The organism is Bradyrhizobium sp. OAE829 (assembly GCF_040546575.1).
GTDB lineage: Bacteria > Pseudomonadota > Alphaproteobacteria > Rhizobiales > Xanthobacteraceae > Bradyrhizobium.
Window position 1 is genome coordinate 4,801,446 of the sequence record NZ_JBEPOE010000001.1, and the last position, 18,340, is coordinate 4,819,785.

At 62.3% G+C, this 18,340-nt stretch carries 17 protein-coding genes; 10 read left to right on the top strand and 7 right to left on the bottom strand.

Annotated elements, in window-relative coordinates:
* The first annotated feature begins 6 nt into the window (after positions 1-6).
* Together ABIE49_RS23175 and ABIE49_RS23180 are read left to right on the top strand one after the other, a co-directional pair.
* Positions 7-498 carry a Fur family transcriptional regulator gene (locus ABIE49_RS23175; RefSeq protein WP_192736428.1) on the top strand — a complete coding sequence of 164 codons (492 nt, stop codon included), beginning with the start codon at positions 7-9 and terminating at the stop codon, positions 496-498.
* 94 nt (positions 499-592) lie between these two features.
* The gene (locus ABIE49_RS23180) at positions 593-1,534 is read left to right on the top strand and encodes a DMT family transporter (RefSeq protein ID WP_192736429.1); all 942 of its coding nucleotides are present in this window, start codon (positions 593-595) and stop codon (positions 1,532-1,534) included.
* Positions 1,535-1,685: 151 nt separating this feature from the next.
* Here ABIE49_RS23180 and ABIE49_RS23185 read toward each other — a convergent pair whose 3' ends face one another.
* Positions 1,686-2,552 (bottom strand): sulfurtransferase, encoded by an 867-nt coding sequence (locus ABIE49_RS23185; RefSeq protein ID WP_192736430.1) that lies wholly within the window; start codon positions 2,550-2,552, stop codon positions 1,686-1,688.
* Between the two features lie 266 nt (positions 2,553-2,818).
* Between ABIE49_RS23185 and ispG the strand changes: the two genes are divergently transcribed.
* The 3 genes from ispG (at position 2,819) to ABIE49_RS23200 (ending at position 6,256) form a co-directional block, all read left to right on the top strand.
* A complete protein-coding gene (gene ispG / locus ABIE49_RS23190; protein ID WP_192736431.1) occupies positions 2,819-4,102 on the top strand; it encodes a flavodoxin-dependent (E)-4-hydroxy-3-methylbut-2-enyl-diphosphate synthase in 1,284 nt (427 codons plus the stop codon).
* A 207-nt stretch (positions 4,103-4,309) separates the two neighbouring features.
* A complete protein-coding gene (locus ABIE49_RS23195) occupies positions 4,310-5,191 on the top strand; it encodes a TauD/TfdA dioxygenase family protein (RefSeq protein ID WP_192736432.1) in 882 nt (293 codons plus the stop codon).
* A 300-nt stretch (positions 5,192-5,491) separates the two neighbouring features.
* The gene (locus tag ABIE49_RS23200) at positions 5,492-6,256 is read left to right on the top strand and encodes a hypothetical protein (protein WP_192736433.1); all 765 of its coding nucleotides are present in this window, start codon (positions 5,492-5,494) and stop codon (positions 6,254-6,256) included.
* 168 nt (positions 6,257-6,424) lie between these two features.
* On the opposite strand, the gene ABIE49_RS23205 is transcribed toward ABIE49_RS23200, so the two are convergent.
* Positions 6,425-7,561, bottom strand: coding sequence for a hypothetical protein (locus ABIE49_RS23205; protein ID WP_192736434.1), 1,137 nt, complete (start codon positions 7,559-7,561; stop codon positions 6,425-6,427).
* Positions 7,562-7,704: 143 nt separating this feature from the next.
* Between ABIE49_RS23205 and ABIE49_RS23210 the strand changes: the two genes are divergently transcribed.
* Positions 7,705-9,045: a Rieske 2Fe-2S domain-containing protein gene (locus ABIE49_RS23210; protein ID WP_192736435.1), complete on the top strand. Its 1,341-nt coding sequence runs from the start codon at positions 7,705-7,707 to the stop codon at positions 9,043-9,045.
* Positions 9,046-9,093: 48 nt separating this feature from the next.
* On the opposite strand, the gene ABIE49_RS23215 is transcribed toward ABIE49_RS23210, so the two are convergent.
* The 3 genes from ABIE49_RS23215 to ABIE49_RS23225 form a co-directional block, all read right to left on the bottom strand.
* Positions 9,094-10,701, bottom strand: a complete 1,608-nt coding sequence (locus ABIE49_RS23215; RefSeq protein WP_192736436.1) for a Na+/H+ antiporter — start codon at positions 10,699-10,701, stop codon at positions 9,094-9,096.
* A gap of 69 nt (positions 10,702-10,770) precedes the next feature.
* Positions 10,771-11,145, bottom strand: coding sequence for a nuclear transport factor 2 family protein (locus ABIE49_RS23220; RefSeq protein WP_192736437.1), 375 nt, complete (start codon positions 11,143-11,145; stop codon positions 10,771-10,773).
* 32 nt (positions 11,146-11,177) lie between these two features.
* On the bottom strand, positions 11,178-11,552 hold the full coding sequence (locus ABIE49_RS23225; RefSeq protein ID WP_192736438.1) for a nuclear transport factor 2 family protein: 375 nt from the start codon (positions 11,550-11,552) through the stop codon (positions 11,178-11,180).
* A gap of 101 nt (positions 11,553-11,653) precedes the next feature.
* Between ABIE49_RS23225 and ABIE49_RS23230 the strand changes: the two genes are divergently transcribed.
* The 3 genes from ABIE49_RS23230 to ABIE49_RS23240 all read left to right on the top strand — a co-directional run bounded on the left by ABIE49_RS23230 (position 11,654) and on the right by ABIE49_RS23240 (position 15,684).
* On the top strand, positions 11,654-12,082 hold the full coding sequence (locus ABIE49_RS23230) for a GFA family protein (RefSeq protein WP_192736439.1): 429 nt from the start codon (positions 11,654-11,656) through the stop codon (positions 12,080-12,082).
* A gap of 220 nt (positions 12,083-12,302) precedes the next feature.
* A complete protein-coding gene (locus ABIE49_RS23235; RefSeq protein WP_192736440.1) occupies positions 12,303-14,108 on the top strand; it encodes a caspase family protein in 1,806 nt (601 codons plus the stop codon).
* Positions 14,109-14,478: 370 nt separating this feature from the next.
* A complete protein-coding gene (locus ABIE49_RS23240; RefSeq protein WP_192736441.1) occupies positions 14,479-15,684 on the top strand; it encodes a serine hydrolase domain-containing protein in 1,206 nt (401 codons plus the stop codon).
* A gap of 50 nt (positions 15,685-15,734) precedes the next feature.
* Here ABIE49_RS23240 and ABIE49_RS23245 read toward each other — a convergent pair whose 3' ends face one another.
* Entirely contained in the window at positions 15,735-16,424 is a 690-nt protein-coding gene (locus ABIE49_RS23245; RefSeq protein ID WP_192736442.1) for a DUF1345 domain-containing protein, read from the bottom strand.
* A gap of 1 nt (position 16,425) precedes the next feature.
* A complete protein-coding gene (locus ABIE49_RS23250; RefSeq protein WP_192736443.1) occupies positions 16,426-17,346 on the bottom strand; it encodes a polyprenyl synthetase family protein in 921 nt (306 codons plus the stop codon).
* A 187-nt stretch (positions 17,347-17,533) separates the two neighbouring features.
* On the opposite strand from ABIE49_RS23250, the gene mtgA reads away from it, so the two are divergent.
* Entirely contained in the window at positions 17,534-18,211 is a 678-nt protein-coding gene (mtgA, locus tag ABIE49_RS23255) for a monofunctional biosynthetic peptidoglycan transglycosylase (protein ID WP_192736444.1), read from the top strand.
* Positions 18,212-18,340: the final 129 nt, after the last annotated feature.

The following is an 18,340-nucleotide window of genomic DNA, read 5'->3' on the forward strand; positions in this document are numbered from 1 at the left end:
GACGCAATGACCCTGGCAAAACCAACCTTTCCCGCACCTGACCACGATCACGGCCGCTGCGCCGCGGACGCGATCGCGCATGCCGAGCAGGTTTGCGCCAAGCGGGCGCAGAAATTCACCCCGATCCGGCGTCAGGTGCTGCAGGCGCTATTGTCCAGCCACCGTCCGCTCGGGGCCTATGAGGTGATCGACGAACTCGCCAAGACGATGCCGCGGCCGGCGCCGATCACGGTCTACCGCGCGCTGGATTTCCTGATGGAGAACGGCCTCGTCCACCGCATCGAAAGCCGCAACGCTTTCCTTGCCTGCGCGCATGACCATGACGCGACCGCGATGGTGGCGTTCCTGATCTGCGACCATTGCGGCTCGGTCGGCGAAATTCCCGCAGCCCCGGTTGCCCAAAGCCTCAATGCGGCGGCGCGCGCGTCCGGCTTTGCGCCAAAGCTTTCCGTCGTCGAAATTGCCGGCACCTGCGCGCATTGTCAGAAAGCTTCTTAGATTTTTTTGGCATGGTCCTCATCCGAAAACCGGAAGGCCACCTTTCGGGATCATGCCAGTAACCAACACGGCGCCAAGCCGGCCACGAGGATAAATGTCGTCCAATCCTGTGATTTCTGCCGCCGGGCGTGCCCTCACCCCGGGCGCGATCGCCTTGATGCTGATGCTGTGCCTGAGCTGGGGTTTCAATCAGATCGCGGTGAAGCTGGTATTGCCGGACGTGCCGCCGATGCTGCAGGCCCTGGTCCGCTCGCTTGGCGCGCTGCCGGTGTTGCTGATCATCGGCTGGTTTCGCGGCGTCAGATTCTTCGAGCGCGACGGCACGCTGTGGCCAGGCGTCATTGCGGGCATGATCTTCGGCATTGAATTCGTGCTGATCTATCGCGGCCTGCTGCTGACGTCGGCGTCGCGGGCCGCGGTGTTTTTGTACACGGCGCCGTTCTTCGTAGCCCTCGGCTCCTATGTCTTTCTCGGCGAACGCCTGCGCGCCTCGCAATGGGGCGGGCTCGCTTTGAGTTTCGCCGGCGTGGCGCTCGCGATCGGCGTCCCCCAGGCCAATGTCGATGCCAATGTGTTGATGGGCGACTTGCTGATCGTCGCCGGCGGCGCGCTGTGGGCGACCACGACGCTGATCGTCAAGGCGACCGCGCTGATCAAGGCGCCGGCGGAAAAAGGCCTCGGCTATCAGGTGGCGATCTCGATCCCGATCCTGGCGCTGGCTGCGTGGATTTCCGGCGAAACCATCACCCACGTTCCCGGACCGCTGTCGCTGGCGCTACTGGCCTATCAGGCGTTCTGGGTCGTGGGCCTGACGTTCCTGCTGTGGTTTGCGCTGGTGAAAACCTATTCGGCCAGCAAACTGTCGGCCTTCACCTTCATCACGCCGCTGTTCGGCGTGGTGGCCGCGTATTTCATCCTGCACGACACGCTGACGATCGCGTTTGGCGTCGCAGCGCTGCTGGTCATCGCCGGGCTCTATCTCGTCAACCGGCCGGAAGCGGCAAGGGCGGAAGTAGCGCCGGATCCGAACGTGTGAGGGTGTGATTGACCCGTCATGGCCGGGCATATAGCCGTCTGAAGGACGGCGTCGCTTGCGCTCGCCTATATCCCGGCCATCCACGTCTTTCTTGCTTAATGGCGGGCAAAGACGTGGATGCCCGGCACAAGGCCGGGTATGACGACTGGCCCTAATCCGTCTCGATCGGCAGCGCCTCGTCCTTGGCCCACTCGCCCATCGAGGCGTCGTAGAGCGTGAGGTCGTCGTAGCCGAGCCGGTGCAGCAGGAACAGATCGATGGTGGCCGAGATGCCGCCGCCGCAATAGGCGATTACCTGCTTGTCCTTGCGCAGGCCTTGCGTGGCAAATTTCGCTTCGGCGTCCGCAAGCAGCACGAAAACGCGCGTCGATGGATCGAGCAAGGTTGCGGCTGATACGTTGCAGCTGCCGGGAATCCTCCCGGGCCGCCCATAGCGGCTCGGCTCCAGGCCTTTGTGGAATTGCGGGCCGAGCGCATTGACGACGACGGCGCTGTGATCCCTGACAGCAGCGAGCACCTCGTCCTTGCCGACGAAAAAGCCGGGCCGCGGCTTCGCCTTGAACTTGGCCTTCTTGTATCCCTTAGGCGCGCCGGTCTCGATCTCCCGCTCTTCGGCCTTCCATTTGTCGAAGCAGCCATCGAGCACGGCGACATTGTCAAAGCCGAGCGATCTCAGCATCCACCAGAACCGCGTCGCCCACATCGGCGTGCCGATGGAATAGAGCACGACGCGGCTGTCCGGGCCGACGCCGTGCCGCCCGAACGCCGCCTCGAGCTGCGCGATATCAGGCATCATGAAGCGAAGCTCGATACCCTGTTTGGAGAATTCGCCCTGCAGGTCGAGAAAATCCGCGCCGGGAATATGGCCGGCCGCGAAGGTCTGGTCGCCGGGCACCGCGATATAGGGCACGTCGCTGCCCGCGGGCGCCGGTTCGAGATAGGTCGTACAATCGAACAGCCGCAGGTTGGGCTGATCGAGGATGCCGGCAAGTTCCACCGTGCTGATGAGCTCCGACATGCTGACCTCCCGTTAATTTGAACAATGCTAGGGTGTGCGGCGACGGATGAAAAGCCGGGCTGCCCGGCGCAAGCAGCTCTTTCAATCCGGCGATTCCTGTCCAATATAGCTGACAGGGGAGGCCGAGTGTTGATCGCCCACCTCGAACCGCAATGGCCGGATTAAGCCATTGAAAATACAGAGATAAAGTTCAAATTCGGATGCGGCCGACTGGCCCATTCCCGTCCCCTTGGTGAATGTCACCAAAACCTGATATTCGAGACGCCATGAACAAGCCCGAAAAACCGCCGCAAGACGACGTCGCCGGCCCCAGCGCCCGGCATAAAACCACCCAGGTCATGGTCGGCAATGTCGCCGTCGGCGGCGGTGCGCCGATCGTCGTGCAGTCGATGACCAACACCGACACCGCCGATATCGACGGCACCATCGCCCAGGTCGCAGCCTTGTCGCGCGCCGGCTCGGAGATGGTCCGCATCACGGTGGACCGTGACGAGGCCGCCGCCGCCGTTCCGCATATCCGCGACGGCCTGCGCAAGCGCGGCATCACCACGCCCCTGATCGGCGATTTCCATTACATCGGCCACAAGCTCCTGGCGGATTATCCGGCCTGCGCCGAAGCGCTCGACAAATACCGCATCAATCCCGGCAATGTCGGCTTCAAGAACAAGCGCGACACCCAGTTCGCTGACATCATCGAGATCGCCAACAAGAACAACAAGGCGGTCCGCATCGGCGCCAATTGGGGTTCGCTCGATCAGGAACTGCTGACCAAGCTGATGGACGAGAACATGCTCTTGCCGAACCCGCGCGATGCGCGGGCGGTGATGCGCGAGGCGATGGTGCAGTCGGCGCTATTGTCGGCGGCGCGCGCCGAAGAGCTGGGCATGCCCAAGAACAAGATGATCCTGTCGGCGAAGGTTTCCGCCGTGCAGGATCTGATCGCGGTCTATGAGGTGCTCGCGGAGCGCTCGGATTACGCGATCCATCTCGGCCTCACCGAGGCCGGCATGGGATCGAAGGGCATCGTGGCGTCTTCGGCGGCGCTCGGCATCCTGTTGCAGCAAGGCATCGGCGACACCATCCGCATTTCGCTGACGCCCGAACCCGGCGGCGATCGCACGCTGGAAGTCCAGGTCGCGCAGGAACTGCTGCAGACCATGGGTTTTCGAACCTTCGTGCCGCTGGTCGCGGCCTGCCCCGGCTGCGGCCGCACCACCTCGACCACGTTCCAGGAACTGGCGCGCTCGATCCAGGATTTCATCAGGGAAGAGATGCCGGGCTGGAAGACGCAGTATCCCGGCGTCGAAGCCCTGAACGTCGCGGTGATGGGCTGCATCGTCAATGGCCCCGGCGAATCCAAGCACGCCAATATCGGCATCTCGCTGCCCGGCACCGGCGAAGCCCCGGCCGCCCCGGTGTTCGTCGACGGCAAGAAGTTCCGCACGTTGCGCGGCCCTTCCATCGCCGCCGACTTCAAGGCGCTGGTGATCGATTACATCGACCAGCGTTATGGGGCGGGAGCGAAGACGCCGGTGACGGCGGCGGAGTAGCCGCTCTCCACACGTCGTCCCCGCGAACGCGGGGACCCATAACCACAGGGCTTTGTGGTTATGCCGGGCTGTGGCTCCAGCTTTCACAACAACGTGCTCCTGTGGTTATGGGTCCCTGCGTTCGCAGGGACGACGAGCTACTTGCATTGCACTTCGCCGCGCCTGAGCTACGATGCTTCCAATCAATAATGATTGGGAGAAACGCCGATGAGTTCACTCTCCAGCAAGCAGGGCCCCCGCTATCGGCACATCGCCGGCGAGAGCGAGCCCTATGAGACCATCGGCGTCGAGAAGCTGACCCCGATCATCGGTGCGGAGATTTCGGGCGTCGATCTTGCGAGCTCCTTGTCGAATCGCACGATGGACGAAATCCATCGTGCGCTCGCCGAAAACCTCGTGATCTTCTTCCGCGACCAGCACATTACGCCGCAGCAGCATCTGGCGTTCGGCCGGCAGTTCGGCGAGCTGCACATCCATCCGGCGGCGCCACATGAGGGCGAGGACCCGGCGCTGATGAAGATCTACGCCGACAAGGATTCACCGCGCGCCAATGGCGAGGGCTGGCACACCGACGTGTCCTGCGACGTCGAGCCGCCGATGGGCTCGATCCTCTACATCAAACAGTGCCCGCCGCGCGGCGGCGACACGCTGTTTGCCAACATGTATGCGGCCTATGAATCGCTGTCGGACCGCATGAAGGCCTATCTCGACGGGCTCACCGCGCTGCATGACGGCGAGCAGACCTATCGCGGGCTCTATGCCAATTACGGCGTGGCTGACCGTCCGGAATATCCCTGCGCCGAGCATCCGGTCGTGCGCACGCATCCTGTCACCGGCAAGAAAGCGCTCTACGTCAACCGCGGTTTTACGCGTTTCCTGATCGGCGTTCCCCGCGACGAGAGCGATGCGATGCTCGCCTATCTCTATCAGCACGCGGAAAATCCGCTGTTCCAGTGCCGCTTCCGCTGGACCGAAAACGCCATCGCGTTCTGGGACAACCGCTGCGCCCAGCACCGCGCGATGTGGGATTACTGGCCGCATACAAGGTCGGGTACGCGGGTTACGGTGAAAGGCGAGCGGCCGGTGTGAGGTTGAAGTATCTAGATACCTTTTTCAGCAAGTTAAGATGACAACTTACGGCGTTTACGCATAAGTAAGAGTTGTAAGTCTATCGTGAGCCATATCTACCAGCGGGTGGCTCATGACCGAACTTTACCTAAGGGCCGGCTTATTTGTATTTGCTGTTCTCGCGTCGCTGCTCGCCATCTGGCTGGGAGGGGCGTGGGTTGGCTCACTAATCATCTTAGCGTTTATTCTTGCGTTCGCGGGGGCCAGTAAGCTCACTTCGATTATCGATACCCTTTCGAAACTATCCAAGATGGGGCCACTGTGAGCGAAGCCAGCAAACCGCTTCCCTTGGTCAAAATTGAAGATACCAGGCAGTTCCAAATTTTCGTTGTCTCGCATGACGAACGCGCTACGTCATTTCTGCTCCCGAGCACCCACGAAAAATTGGGTCGCTTTAAAGATGTCACGTTAGTCAGGCGTATTTCAGACCTCTACGATATTTATCGCACCGGCGAAGCCAACAAGAAGACCGTGGTATTTGTCGATGTATCGGAAAACCAACCCCTTCATGAATTGAAGGAGATGATTTACCTCGCAAGCGCGGACAAGCGCGGGCTGCTCTTTGCGTTCTCCTTCTTAACTCTCTCTGATACGGCTTTTGAGGAACTTATTACGGTTGGATTCGACGATGCGTTTGATCTGCAGGGTGATGACTCGCGGAAACATATGCGTATGTATTCTTGGATGAGGCGATTTGTAGCTACTTACACTTCCCAGGAAGTGCTGGAGCGAGAATCAATCATCTCTCTAGGGCGAAAGGAAACCAAGATTGTCGGGAAGTGGAAGATCATTGGTCACGAGAAGGCCGCCGTTGATGCTGACGGTCAGAGGATCGGATTGACTCAGCAGGAAGTTGATTTCCTTACTCTGCTCTCCCACGGACCAGAGACGACTGAGAGTCCTTCCTACAACAAGTTCTTTAAGGCCCCACACGCAATCGTACACAAGCTGAAGAAAAAACTCGGAACCGATCTCCCCGTTTGCCACGATGGTGATGGTCGGTACCATTTGAAAGGCGCGAGTTGACGCTAAGCTGCGGGCCAATCCTGTTGATTAGCTTCTGCTCCTGGCACCGCGCGATGTGGGATTACCGTTCAGGTGCGTGACCGTGAAGGGCGAGCAGCCGGTGTGACACGGTGTTGACGACGAGCAGTAAGCGTCGAGAACCCGTCAGAACGCTTGTCTGCTGGAAATCTAACCCCCCAACTGATCTGCTGTCGGCGGTCTTGAAAGCGATACCAGACTCATTGGGATCAGTTCGGTTCCGTCAAAATGTTGTCGTTCCTCCGTCCAAAATGATGGCTCGCCGACTGGCTCCTTAGGTTGCTCCGCTTCGGTCGGAAATGTGCCAGCATCGATTTGCTTGAGCGTTGCGCCATCGATTGTCAGCAGCATTACTTTGCCTCCGAAAACCGTCTGCAGGGAAGAACGGAACTCTTCAAGTTCTCCGTAGCGGGGCAATGGTATGATGCCTGAATTAGTAACCGCCGCGCCCAGAACTATTCTCGCGCTTGCATCCTCCCGCTCGACTTGGACCAGCTCCTGCTCGGGCAGTTGCAAACTGCCTGGACTGCCTTGTTTCGCTTGATGCAGGGCCATCGAAATTGCAGTGGCACCAAGACCCTCCGCCATCGCGGCGAAATGTCCAAGTGCAATACTCCTTGCTAGTAGTTTCCGCTCATCTGGACTCGGCGGACGTTCACCCTCCTCAGGGTCATCTACCGCAAGCCATGGCATGTTGAGGTTAGGAATTCCCTGTACGGACCATCGACTTACTATCGCGTAGCGCTTGACTGCCAGCGTTGTCGTTCCTGACTTTATCACGATTCGTCGCGCTTGAGTCTTGGCCGCGCTCAGTGGGGCACTGTAGCCGCTCGTATTGTGCGATCCCTTAGCCTCGGCAATTGCGATAGAGTTTGCTCCCCCTGCGGTGGCGACTATCCAATCCGGCAAGTCGCCGCTGTCAACGCGCTTAACTGTAAAGCTAGGCCAGCCCGAAAGTGTCTGCGTGTCGGATCGGATCGGTTCGAAGTATCGAAATTGGCAATATCGAGCCAAGTACGCGCGTGCAACAAAGCGTCCAAACAATCCCGATAATGCTGTTTTGGTCTCCCGAATCTGTCCCAACGGGCTAACCCATCGAAACCAAGCATCGGAGGGAACGAGCAATTGATCAACAAACAAGTCAAACGGAGCAGCGGAAAGCGAAATCTGCACTATCTCGCGAATCGCAGCATGGGCGATTTCCGTCGTTGTCAGCTCGATGATTGGGAGACTTCCTGTTCCTTGCGAGCTAGGTAAGAAGACGTGATTGAACCTGCGAATTGTCATTAAACCTCGAGGGCTGATGGCGAAATGCATCTTCGTTGTGTGTTTTGACTAATGCAATCTATAATATCGATGATCGCGTTGACGCCCCACACAACCTGCGTCAATCTCAGCCAAAATCAAAACAAGCCCCCGGAGGTCACGCCATGCTCCGCGCGGAAGACAACGCCTTCCTGACCGAAAGCGGGGCGGGAACGGGGATGGGCGAATTGCTGCGCCGGTTCTGGATGCCGGTACTGCTGTCGGCGGAACTGCCTGATGCTGATGGCACCCCGAAGAAGATCGTCGTGATGGGCGAGGAACTGCTGGCGTTCCGCGACACGCGCGGCGTGGTCGGCGTCATCGATCAGTATTGCCCGCACCGCGGCGCCAATCTCTGGCTCGGCCGCAACGAGGAGTGCGGCATCCGCTGCGTCTATCACGGCTGGAAGTTCGACACCGATGGCAACTGCGTCGACATGCCGACCTCCTATCCCGATCTGAATGCCAAGGACCTGATCAGGATCAAATCCTATCCGGTGCGCGAATGGGGCGACATGATCTGGGCCTATATGGGCCCGGCGGACCAGATGCCGGAATTGCCGGCGCTGGAAATGGCGCTGGTGCCGGCCTCGCACCGCTACGTCACCAAGAAATGGCAGGACTGCAACTGGGTGCAGGCGCTCGAAGGATCGATCGACACCGCGCACTTCACCTTCGCGCATCTCAGCTTCGAGAAGGAAGAGAACGAGATCCTCGACATCAAGAAGCATTTTGTGAATCCGCTCACGCGGGTTGCGACCGACCATATGCGCTGGATCGCCGAGGACCCGCGTCCGGTGATCAAGATCAGCCCGCACGCGGCCGGCCTCACCGTCGCCGGTGGGCGGCTCACCGGGTCCGACAACATCTACTGGCGCATCGCCCAATTCCTGATGCCGGTGCATGCCTATGCGCCGAGCTCGATGCCGGGCGAGAACATTTTTGGTCAGAGTTTTGTACCGGTGACCGATACCAGCTGCTGGATCTACACCTATGCGTGGAATCCCGAGCGCCCGCTGACGCAGGCAGAGCGCGACGGCTATGACCGCGGCAACGGCGTGATGTCGGAAGTCGACGAGAATTACATTCCGCTGCGCAACAAGGCCAACGACTATCTGATCGATCGCAAGCTGCAGAAGACGAAAAGCTACACCGGCATCAAGGGCGTTTCCGAACAGGATGCTGCGGTGCAGGACAGCCAGGGCCCGATAGCCGACCGGACGCGAGAACATCTCGGCCCGACCGATTTGGGCATCATGCATTTCCGCAAACTTGTGATGGAGGCCGCCCGCGCGCTGCAGCAGGGCGAGGCGCCGCCGCATGCCCGGTATCAGGACCGCTACACCGTACGCTCCGGTGCCTGCGTCACCAGCAAGACGAAAGACCTCACCGCCGTGATGATCGAGCGCTTCGGCGATGCGGCAGGTTTCGTCGGTGGTCCCGGGCGGAACGTTGCGGCGGAGTGACGTGTCGTCCCGGCTCAAGGCCGGGACGACGTGTCGATGGATGCGGGCCTACAACGGAATCCTTCGATATTCGCGGTTGCTCAAACTCGCTTCCTCCAGGTCGAGGTCGCGCTCGATCCGGCGCCGGGTCTCGTCGGTGATCTTGCCGTCGCGCAGCAAGGCGTGAATGAATTTACGTTCCGTCGCGATCAGCTCGCGTGTCAGGTCGGTGCCGGCTGCCGATGCGTCCTCCACGTCGGGATTGAACGAATCGGGCAATTGGTTGGTGCGGGATTCGTGCCGCGCGCGGAGCAGCTTGACGACTTCGTCGGTCAATTCGCGGTCGTTGGTGATGGCATCGAGCGATTTGAGCGCGGCATTGAGCGCCTCGCGCCGCGCCGCGATTTCGGCTTCGTGCTCGGCGATGTGTTCGCTGCGGCCGGCCTGCGCCAGACCGAGCCACCGCACCAGCAGCGGCAGGCCTGACCCCAGTCCGACCAGGGTGATGAAAATGACGCCGAAGGAAACGAACAGGATCAGGTCGCGATGCGGGAACGCGTCGCCATTCGGCAGCGCAAGCGGCAGTGCCAGCGCCGCGGCAAGCGACACCGCGCCGCGCACGCCCGTAAAGGCGATCACGAAGGTGTTTCGCCATGGCGGGCTGGGATCGCGCGCCCGCAGGCGCGGGTTCAAGAGGCGCGGCAGATAGATGGCAGGAAAGACCCAGGCGAACCGCGCGACGATCACGATGACCGTGACCAGCGCGGTGGCGAACAGGATTTCGTCCAGCGGGAACGCCTTCGATTTCTCGAACAGCGAGCGCATCTGGAAGCCGGTTAGCAAGAACAGAAAACCCTCGACCAGATAGATCACGAGGTCCCAGAAGAAGATGCCCTGCAGGCGCGTCGCCGACGAGATCAACAGCGGCCCGTTCCAGCTCATATAGAGCCCGCAGGCGACGGTGGCGATCACGCCGGAACCGCCGAGATGGTGCGGTATCCAGAAGGCGAGATAGGGCGTGATCAGCGACAGCGTGATCTCGACCTGCGGATCGCGGGCGCGGTGGCGCATGCGCAGGCTGAGCCAGCCGACCGCGAGACCGAACAGCAACTCGCCGACGACGATGACAGCGAAGGTGCCGGTGGCCTTCGGCAGCGAGAACATGCCGGTCAGGATCGCCGCGACCGCGAAGCGATAGAGGATCAGCGCGGTCGCATCGTTGACCAGGCCCTCGCCTTCGAGCACGACGAGGATCCGGCGCGGCATGCCGAGCTTGCGGGCAATCGCCAGCGGCGCCACCACGTCGGGCGGGGCGACGATGGCACCCAAAAGGAAGCCGACGGTCCATGGCAGCCCGATCAGGTAATGCGTGGCGGCGGCGACCGCGAAAGCGGTGAAAATCACGCAGCCGACCGCCAGCAGCGTGATCGGGCGGAGGTTGAATTTGAATTCGCGCCAGCTCATGGCGACGCTGGCCGAATAGATCAGCGGCGGCAGCACCACCAGCAGCACCAGTTCCGGCGGCAGTTCGATCGACGGCATGCCCGGCACGAAGGCGAGCACGATGCCGACGAGCATCATCAGGATGGCCGACGCGACATTGATTCGCCGCGCCAGCAGGGCGGTGCCCGCCAGCACGGCGAGCAGGATCAAAAAGATCTGAAACTTGGTGTCCATGATCTCCCCAATTCGCAGGGAAACCCCTTGGACGTCAATCCGGTCGGATGGACCCGCGGACGGGGGAGACTACCCGCGCAGATCGTAGCGGTAGGCCTTCGAGACGATCTTCCAGCCGTCGGCGAGCTTCATCGCCACCAGATAGTCGGTGAAATACAGCGGGGGCAATTGGCAGCGCACCTTGATGAAGGCGGTGGATTCATCCGAACGGTCGATCGTGACGATGAAATCCTCGCGCGGCTTGCCTTCGGCCTTCGCCGACGGCCGCTTGCGGAAGTAATCCAGCCAGTCGGGCATGGCGAGGACCTTCAGTCTGCCCTTCTCCAGCGACCGCAAATCGGCGGAGGGGTGGAAGATCGCACCGAGCTTGTCGACGTCGCCTTCGTAGACGGCGTCGAAATAATGCTGGACCACGGCTTCGACGGTCGAACGGTCGTAGCTCACGGCGCGTTCTCCTATGCAGGCTTAAGCAGCCGTCACTCGCGCAGATCGTAGCGATAGGATTTTGAGACGATCTTCCAGCCGTCGGCGAGCTTCATCGCCACCAGATAGTCGGTGAAATAACGCGGCGGCAATTGGCAGCGCACCTTGATGAAGGCGGTGGATTCGTCCGAGCGGTCGATGGTGACGATGAAATCCTCGCGCGGCTTGCCTTCGGCCTTGGCTGACGGGCGCTTGCGCACGCGGTCCAGCCAGTCCGGTACGGTCAGCACCTGCAATTCGCCCTTCTCCACCCAGCGCAAATCAGCGGTGGGATCGAAGATCGCGCCGAGTTTGTCGGCATTGCCTTCATACAGGCCGTCGAAATAATTTTGGACGACGGCTTCGACGCTCGATCGGTCTTCGCTCACAATAGTCCTCCCCAGGATGCAGGATTGTTCGAGTTGAAGTAAGCCACGAACAGATGCATTGCGCTATCGATGAGTTCAAGACCGCAGCAGGGAATTGAATCATGACGGGTTCAGCGAATTCGAATGCTCGCATTCTGGCCGGAGAATGCTTCTGCGGCGCGGTGCGTTACGCGGTGGCCGATTCATTCGAATATGCCCTCAATTGCCATTGTTCGAATTGCCGGCGGACCACCGGGTCGGCGTTCAAGCCGTTTGCCGGCATCGCGCGCGACAGGCTCAGTATCACCGCGGGTGACGATATCGTGATGATCCATGGCGACGATGCCGGCCACAACGCGCACTGTCGGCGATGCGGCTCCTTGCTCTATTCGGTGGTGCGCGACGGCGCCTTCGTCCATGTCGCGATGGGGACGCTGGTCGATGCTCCCTCGATCCGCCCGACCGCGCACATCTTCGTGGGTTCCAAAGCGTCCTGGTTCTCCATCACCGACGATTTGCCGCAGTACCAGGGTCACGTTGTCCCGCGCTGAACGCCCGGAATAGGCGTAGCAATTGGCGGGACGAAGCCGGCCGCATGAGCCCGGCGTCAAACATGACCTGCCAACGGGCGAACCCGTGGCCTGTTTGCCGGATTGGCGGTAAAATGGCGGCGCGATCCGGGTCGATGCGGTTCGTGACCCAACTCACAAAGCCGGCCCTATGCTTATGATAGGTATATCCGGTGCGAAAGTGCGAGGCTCCGGAAGCGTCATGATCAGGTCTGGATCTCTAAAATTGCATCGATGGGTGCTCGCCGCCGCGGCGCTGCTGGCTGTGTGCCAGCCGGCGTTTGCCGAGAAGCGCGTCGCCTTGGTGCTGGGCAATTCCGCCTACAGGAATGTCCCGCAGCTTGCCAATCCGGTTAACGACAGCGCCAAGATCGCCGCGACGCTGAAGGAGGCCGGCTTCGATGTCGTCGATTCCCGCCGCGATCTGCCCGCGGCCGAAACCCGGCGCGCGCTGCGCGACTTCGCCGACCGTGCCCGGGACGCCGACATCGCCGTCGTCTATTACGCCGGCCACGGCATCGAGGTGGACGGCTCGAACTATTTGATTCCGGTCGATGCAAAACTGGAACGCGACACGGACGTTTACGACGAGGCCCTCTCGCTGGATCGCGTGCTGATCGCGATCGAGCCGGCCAAGAAATTGCGGCTCGTCATTCTCGACGCCTGCCGGGACAATCCGTTTGCCAAGACCATGAAGCGGACGGTTGCCTCGCGCGCGATCGGGCAGGGCCTCGCCAAGGTGGAGCCGAGCAGCCCGAACGTGCTGATCGCCTATTCGGCCAAGGCCGGATTCACCGCGGCCGATGGCGACGGCCAGAACAGCCCGTTCACAGCCGCGCTGTCGCGCCATATCGCAACCCCGGGGCTCGACGTGCGCCGCGCTTTCGGATTCGTCCGCGACGAAGTGCTCAAGACCACCGGCAACCGGCAGGAGCCGTTTGTCTATGGTTCGCTGGGCGGCGAAGACGTGCCGCTGGTGCCGGCCCCTGCCAAACCGGCGCCCGCCGCCGCGGCGCCCGCGCCGGCGCTCAGCGCGCAGGCCGAAGCCCGCCGCGATTACGAACTGGCGCTGCAACTCGGCAACAAGAACGCGCTCGATGCCTTCCTCAAGCAATATCCCGACGGCTTCTATGCCAGCCTCGCCAAGCTGCAGCTCGACAAGATCGCCGCCGAGGAAATCCGCATCGCCGCCACCGAGAAGGCGCGGCTGGCCGAGCAGGAACGGGCACGGCTCGTCGCCGAAGGGGCTCAGAGATCGGAGCAGTCGAAGGCCGAGGCTGATGTCAGGGCCGCCGAGCAGGCGCGCATCGCCGCCGAAAAGGCCAAGCAGATTGCGCAGGACCAGGCTGCGGCGGCCGAACAAAAGCGCCTCGCGGCTGAAGCACCCGCGCCCGCCAAGGAAGCTGTGAAGGAAAAGGCCGTCAATCTCGCGGCTCTGCCCCCCGCAGCGGCCCCGGCTGACATCACCAAGTCGGTGCAGGCCGAACTGCGCCGTGTTGGCTGCCTGACCGGCGCTGCCGATGGCGACTGGAACGCGGCTTCGAAGCGCTCGCTGACGCTGTTCAACCGCTACGCAGGAACCAGGCTTGATGCCAAAGTGGCCAGCGTCGACGCGCTGGATGCGATCAAGCTGAAACCGTCACGCGTCTGTCCGCCGGTCTGCGAACATGGCTTCAGGGCCGACGGCGACCGCTGCAGCAAGATCACTTGCGCCCAGGGTTCGGTGCTCAACGACGACAATGAATGCGAAAAGCGCCGCGCCAACAAGCCTGTGGCCAAGCGCGATACCGATGATCGCCCCGAGCGTCCGGTGCGGGAACGGCCGCGGCCCGAGGTCAGCGCGCCCAGGCCTCAAGCATCGCCTCAGGCATCCGGCCGGGCATCTGGCCAGGTCGTGTGCGATCAGGGCGGCTGCCGTTCCGCGAACACCGGTTGTCGCGTCGAGTACAGGACGTTTGAGGCGGGCGGCCCCTATCCAAGCGGCGGCAATATCCAGATATGCCGCTGACCAGGACGCGGACTCATTAGCCCGCAGCCATAGCCTGATCGCACGACTTGATAGCAGACCACTCATTGTCGGTGAGTTCGCAGAAGCATGATTCGGCCCCTCGATCTAGGGGCCTTGAATCATCGTCGGCAGGTGGGCTCTGGCCGCGAAAGCGGACGCGTTATGCTCACTTTGAGTTTTGTCGATCGTGACCCAAAGCGGACATTCGCACATCCCCTGACGTGGCCATGTCTCCGCTACGCCATGTCTCCGCTACGGTAGGCCGTCAGCATGCCAGCGGGACAAGACCAGGTCAAACCAACTTGATTTGCTTTGCAAACGCGCCGTCCCCGGGCGATTTGGCGTCGTCTCAACGAACGAGGATGTGTCCATGGCCAATCCTGCACCGACGAATGCCGCTGATGACACCGATCCGGAGCGGGCGGCTCCGAAGATCTGGAACACGACACCGGAAAACCAGGCGCCGACCTTCCGCAACCAGGACCAGGTCTGGCCGCACCGCGTCATCCGGCGCGGCGACGCAGTGCGGCCGCTGCCACCGCACGCCCGTTCGCTCGCGGACCTGACCTTCGAGGTGGGTGGGGTCAGCGTCGGCCTCAGCGACCACATGGCCCGCCGCCGCACGGCCGGACTCCTGATCCTCAAGCGTGGTGAGATCGCGCTGGAGCGCTACGGCATGGGCAACGGCCCGGAGAGCCGGTGGGCCAACATGTCGACCGCGAAGTCGATCACGGCGACGCTCGTCGGGGCTGCGCTCCACGATGGCGCGATCGGCAGTCTTGACGATCGCTGCGAGCAATACCTGCCGCGGATGCGCGGCTCCGCTTACGAGGGCGTCACGATTCGTAACCTCCTGCGGATGTGCTCCGGTGTGGCCTGGCGCCAGAAAAGCGATGCAGACGGACGCTCAGAGGACTATCGCCTCGGCAGGGCCATGGTGAGCCGGCGGCCAGGCTCCGTCCTGGACCTGCTATGCAAACTGCCGCGCGCTCATCCGCAGGGCGCCGTCTTCAACTATTCGACCGGCGAGAGCTGCCTGATCGGCGCGCTGGTCGTGGCCGCTACGGGCCGGCCCCTGGCCGACTACTGCGCTGAGAAGATCTGGGGACCTGCCGGCATGGAGGCCGACGGGCATTGGCAACTCGAGTCCGAGGGCGGCCTGGAGCTCGCCGGGTTTGGCGTCAGCGCACGCCTGCGCGACTTCGGCCGCTTCGGCCAGCTGGTGCTGGAGGATGGCGAAGCCTTCAATGGGCGGCGGGTCCTTCCGCCCGGCTGGCGCGATCTCGCCGGACAGCCCGACAGCGCGTCCACCGGCTTCGGCCGGCTCATGCCCGGTTCGCCGTTGGGATACGGCTACCACTGGTGGGCGATGCCGCCCTTGCCGGGCGGCGTCAGCAACGGTGTCTTTTCGGCGAATGGCGACTATGGCCAGATTATCGTCGTCAATCCGGCCGAGCAGGTGGTCGTCGCAATCCAGAGCGCGTGGCGTCAGCCTGACGACGGCGACGCCAAGCTCGAAATCGTTGCGATGATCAGAGCTGCGGTGCGCGCGCTCCGAACGGAGCCAGCGTCGTAGGCCCCCGGACCCTGGCCGACTCGCAGCAACCGCCTTTATGAGTACGCACCCTAGATCGCACTCGCGGCGATATTGACCATCAGCGCAACCAGCGCGGTATTGAACACGAACGAGATGATGCCGTGCACGGTCGCGGTGCGGCGGATGACCTTGTCGGTGATTCCGACATCGGAAACCTGCGCGGTCATCCCGATCACGAACGAGAAATAGACGAAGTCCCAGTAATCGGCGTCCTCATGCTGGTCGCCGCTCGGAAACTGCAAGCCGCCCGGTTTGCCGCCGCGGTAATATTCATGCGCGTAGTGCAACGAGAATGCGGTGTGCACCGCCGCCCATGACAGGGCGATGGTGACCGTCGCCAGCACCAGTCCCAGCGCGCTGCGGTTGGAGGCGCCGAGTTCGAACACGATGGCCGCGATGCTGGCAAACGCGCCGAGCGCCGTCAGCAGCAGGATCAGGAAGCGGCCGTCGTCCTGCAGCGCCGCGTTGCGGCGGATGTGCAAGATGCCGCTGCGAAACACCATGGTGAAAACCAGCGTCAGATACAGCGCGACGAAGATGTCCCAGCTAACCAGCAGCCGCGTTACCAGCCGCAGCGAGCCCGGCAGCAAAAAGAACGCTACGATACCGACCGCGATCGCGATGAAGGTGCGTGGCCGCCCATAGACCACACGGAGCAGAACCGGCTTTTTCCTGAACCGGTCGACGAGCTCGTCGAGTTCCTTCTTCTGCGATGGCACGTCAGCTCTTGCGATCGGCGACGAAGCGCGACGCGGCCTTCAGCACGTCACCCTTGGCGCCGAAGATCGACAGCGCGGAATCCGCGCGCGCCAGCAAGTCGCGCACGCGCTGCTTGGCGCCGTCGATGCCGAGCTGGGTGACGAAGGTGGTCTTGCCGAGCGCCGCATCGGCGCCGGCGGGCTTGCCGAGGGCTGCGGCGTCGCCCTCGACGTCGAGCAGATCGTCGGCGATCTGGAACGCCTCGCCGAGCGCGCGGCCGTAATCGTCGAGCGCCTGATATTCCTGTTGCGTGGACTGGCCGAGGATCGCGCCCGCGATGCAGCCATAACGCAGCAGCGCGCCGGTCTTCATCTGCTGCAGTCGCGCCACGTCGACCGGTTCGCGGTCGCCGAACCGGCCTTCGCCGGCGAGGTCGAGTATCTGTCCACCGACCATGCCGCCGATCCCCGAGGCGCGGGCGAGCGCACGGGTCAGCAGCAGGCGCACGGTGGGATCCGAATGAATCTCGTCGCGGGTCACGATGTCGAACGCCAGCGTCAGCAAACCGTCGCCGGCGAGGATCGCGGTGGCATCGTCAGTCTTCTTGTGCAGGGTCGGACGGCCGCGGCGCAGGTCGCTGTTGTCCATCGCCGGCAGATCGTCATGGATCAGCGAATAGCAGTGGATGCATTCCAGCGCGGCGCCCGCCAGCAACGCCGCGTCGCGCGGAACACCGAACACGGCCGAGCTCTCGACCACCAGAAACGGCCGCAGGCGCTTGCCACCGCCGAGGCTTGAATAGCGCATCGCGTCCATCAGCCGCTTCGGCCGCGCGATCTCGTCTGATAACAGCGTATCCGACAGCAGCTTGGCCAGCAGGGCCTCGGTATCTTCGGCGGTCTGATCCAATCGTTTGGTAAAATCGGCAGTGGCGGTCGTCATTTAAGAAAGGCTCCAGATCAATTTTGCCGGACAATCGTTGATGGCACGGCGTCAGTCAATTCCGCTTCCCGGCTTGAGCCGCCTTAAAAGTGCTGGAAAACCCACGAAATATCATGGTGATGTCACCTATTAAGGGGTCTGTTGACCGATCCTTGAGCCGGCTCGGCTGAACCGGAAGCATCCGAATTTGCGCTTTGTCCGAATCTTATTGCTGATTTTGCTGGTGCTGCTGCTGTTGCCGTATCTGGTGACGCCGTTCTATCGCACCGGCCATCCGGTCTCGACGCTGATGGCCTGGCGCTGGCTCAAGGGCGCGCCGGTGTCGCGGCAATGGATCGATTTCAAGGCCATTTCGCCGGCGCTGCCGCGTTCGGTGGTGGGCTCCGAGGACGCCAAATTCTGCGCCCATCGCGGGGTCGATTGGAGCGCGCTGCAGGATGCGATCGAGGATCACGAAGAGGGTGAGAAGTCGGGCGGCGGTTCGACCATCACCCAGCAGGTGGCCAAGAACCTGTTCCTGTGGCCGGGCCGCAGCGTGGTCCGCAAGGCGCTGGAACTGCCGCTGGCGATGTGGATCGACCTGGTGCTGTCCAAGCAGCGGATTCTCGAGATTTACCTCAATATCGCCGAACTCGGCCCCTCCGGGCAGTTCGGCGCCGAGGCAGGGTCCCAATACGCGTTCGGCCGTTCGGCTGCGACCTTGTCGCCGCGCGAGGCGGCCCTGCTGGCGGCGATCCTGCCCAATCCGGTCAGGCGCAGCGCCCGTAATCCCGGTCCCGGGGTGCGGCGTCTGGCCGGCACCTACATGGCCCGGGCCAATGCATCCGCGCTGCAGCGGTGCTGGAGCGAAAATCGTGCATTTTGAGCCAATTTTCGGCCGATTTAACCTTGGCAAAGCCTAGCTTTACGTCATCCCTTCCTCTATAAGCGCGGCCTTATCGGCATCGCAGCCCGTGCTTTGAAGCGCTGGGCGGTCCGCTACCTAGCACGATGC

Excerpts from the sequence above, each read along its gene's own strand:
- ABIE49_RS23185 (WP_192736430.1), bottom strand. The coding sequence starts at position 2,552 with ATGTCGGAGCTCATCAGCACGGTGGAACTTGCCGGCATCCTCGATCAG.
- ABIE49_RS23180 (WP_192736429.1), top strand. The coding sequence starts at position 593 with ATGTCGTCCAATCCTGTGATTTCTGCCGCCGGGCGTGCCCTCACCCCG.
- ABIE49_RS23175 (WP_192736428.1), top strand. The coding sequence starts at position 7 with ATGACCCTGGCAAAACCAACCTTTCCCGCACCTGACCACGATCACGGC.
- ABIE49_RS23230 (WP_192736439.1), top strand. The coding sequence starts at position 11,654 with ATGACGGGTTCAGCGAATTCGAATGCTCGCATTCTGGCCGGAGAATGC.
- ispG (WP_192736431.1), top strand. The coding sequence starts at position 2,819 with ATGAACAAGCCCGAAAAACCGCCGCAAGACGACGTCGCCGGCCCCAGC.
- ABIE49_RS23250 (WP_192736443.1), bottom strand. The coding sequence starts at position 17,346 with ATGACGACCGCCACTGCCGATTTTACCAAACGATTGGATCAGACCGCC.
- ABIE49_RS23210 (WP_192736435.1), top strand. The coding sequence starts at position 7,705 with ATGCTCCGCGCGGAAGACAACGCCTTCCTGACCGAAAGCGGGGCGGGA.
- ABIE49_RS23205 (WP_192736434.1), bottom strand. The coding sequence starts at position 7,561 with ATGACAATTCGCAGGTTCAATCACGTCTTCTTACCTAGCTCGCAAGGA.
- ABIE49_RS23195 (WP_192736432.1), top strand. The coding sequence starts at position 4,310 with ATGAGTTCACTCTCCAGCAAGCAGGGCCCCCGCTATCGGCACATCGCC.
- ABIE49_RS23235 (WP_192736440.1), top strand. The coding sequence starts at position 12,303 with ATGATCAGGTCTGGATCTCTAAAATTGCATCGATGGGTGCTCGCCGCC.
- ABIE49_RS23240 (WP_192736441.1), top strand. The coding sequence starts at position 14,479 with ATGGCCAATCCTGCACCGACGAATGCCGCTGATGACACCGATCCGGAG.
- ABIE49_RS23215 (WP_192736436.1), bottom strand. The coding sequence starts at position 10,701 with ATGGACACCAAGTTTCAGATCTTTTTGATCCTGCTCGCCGTGCTGGCG.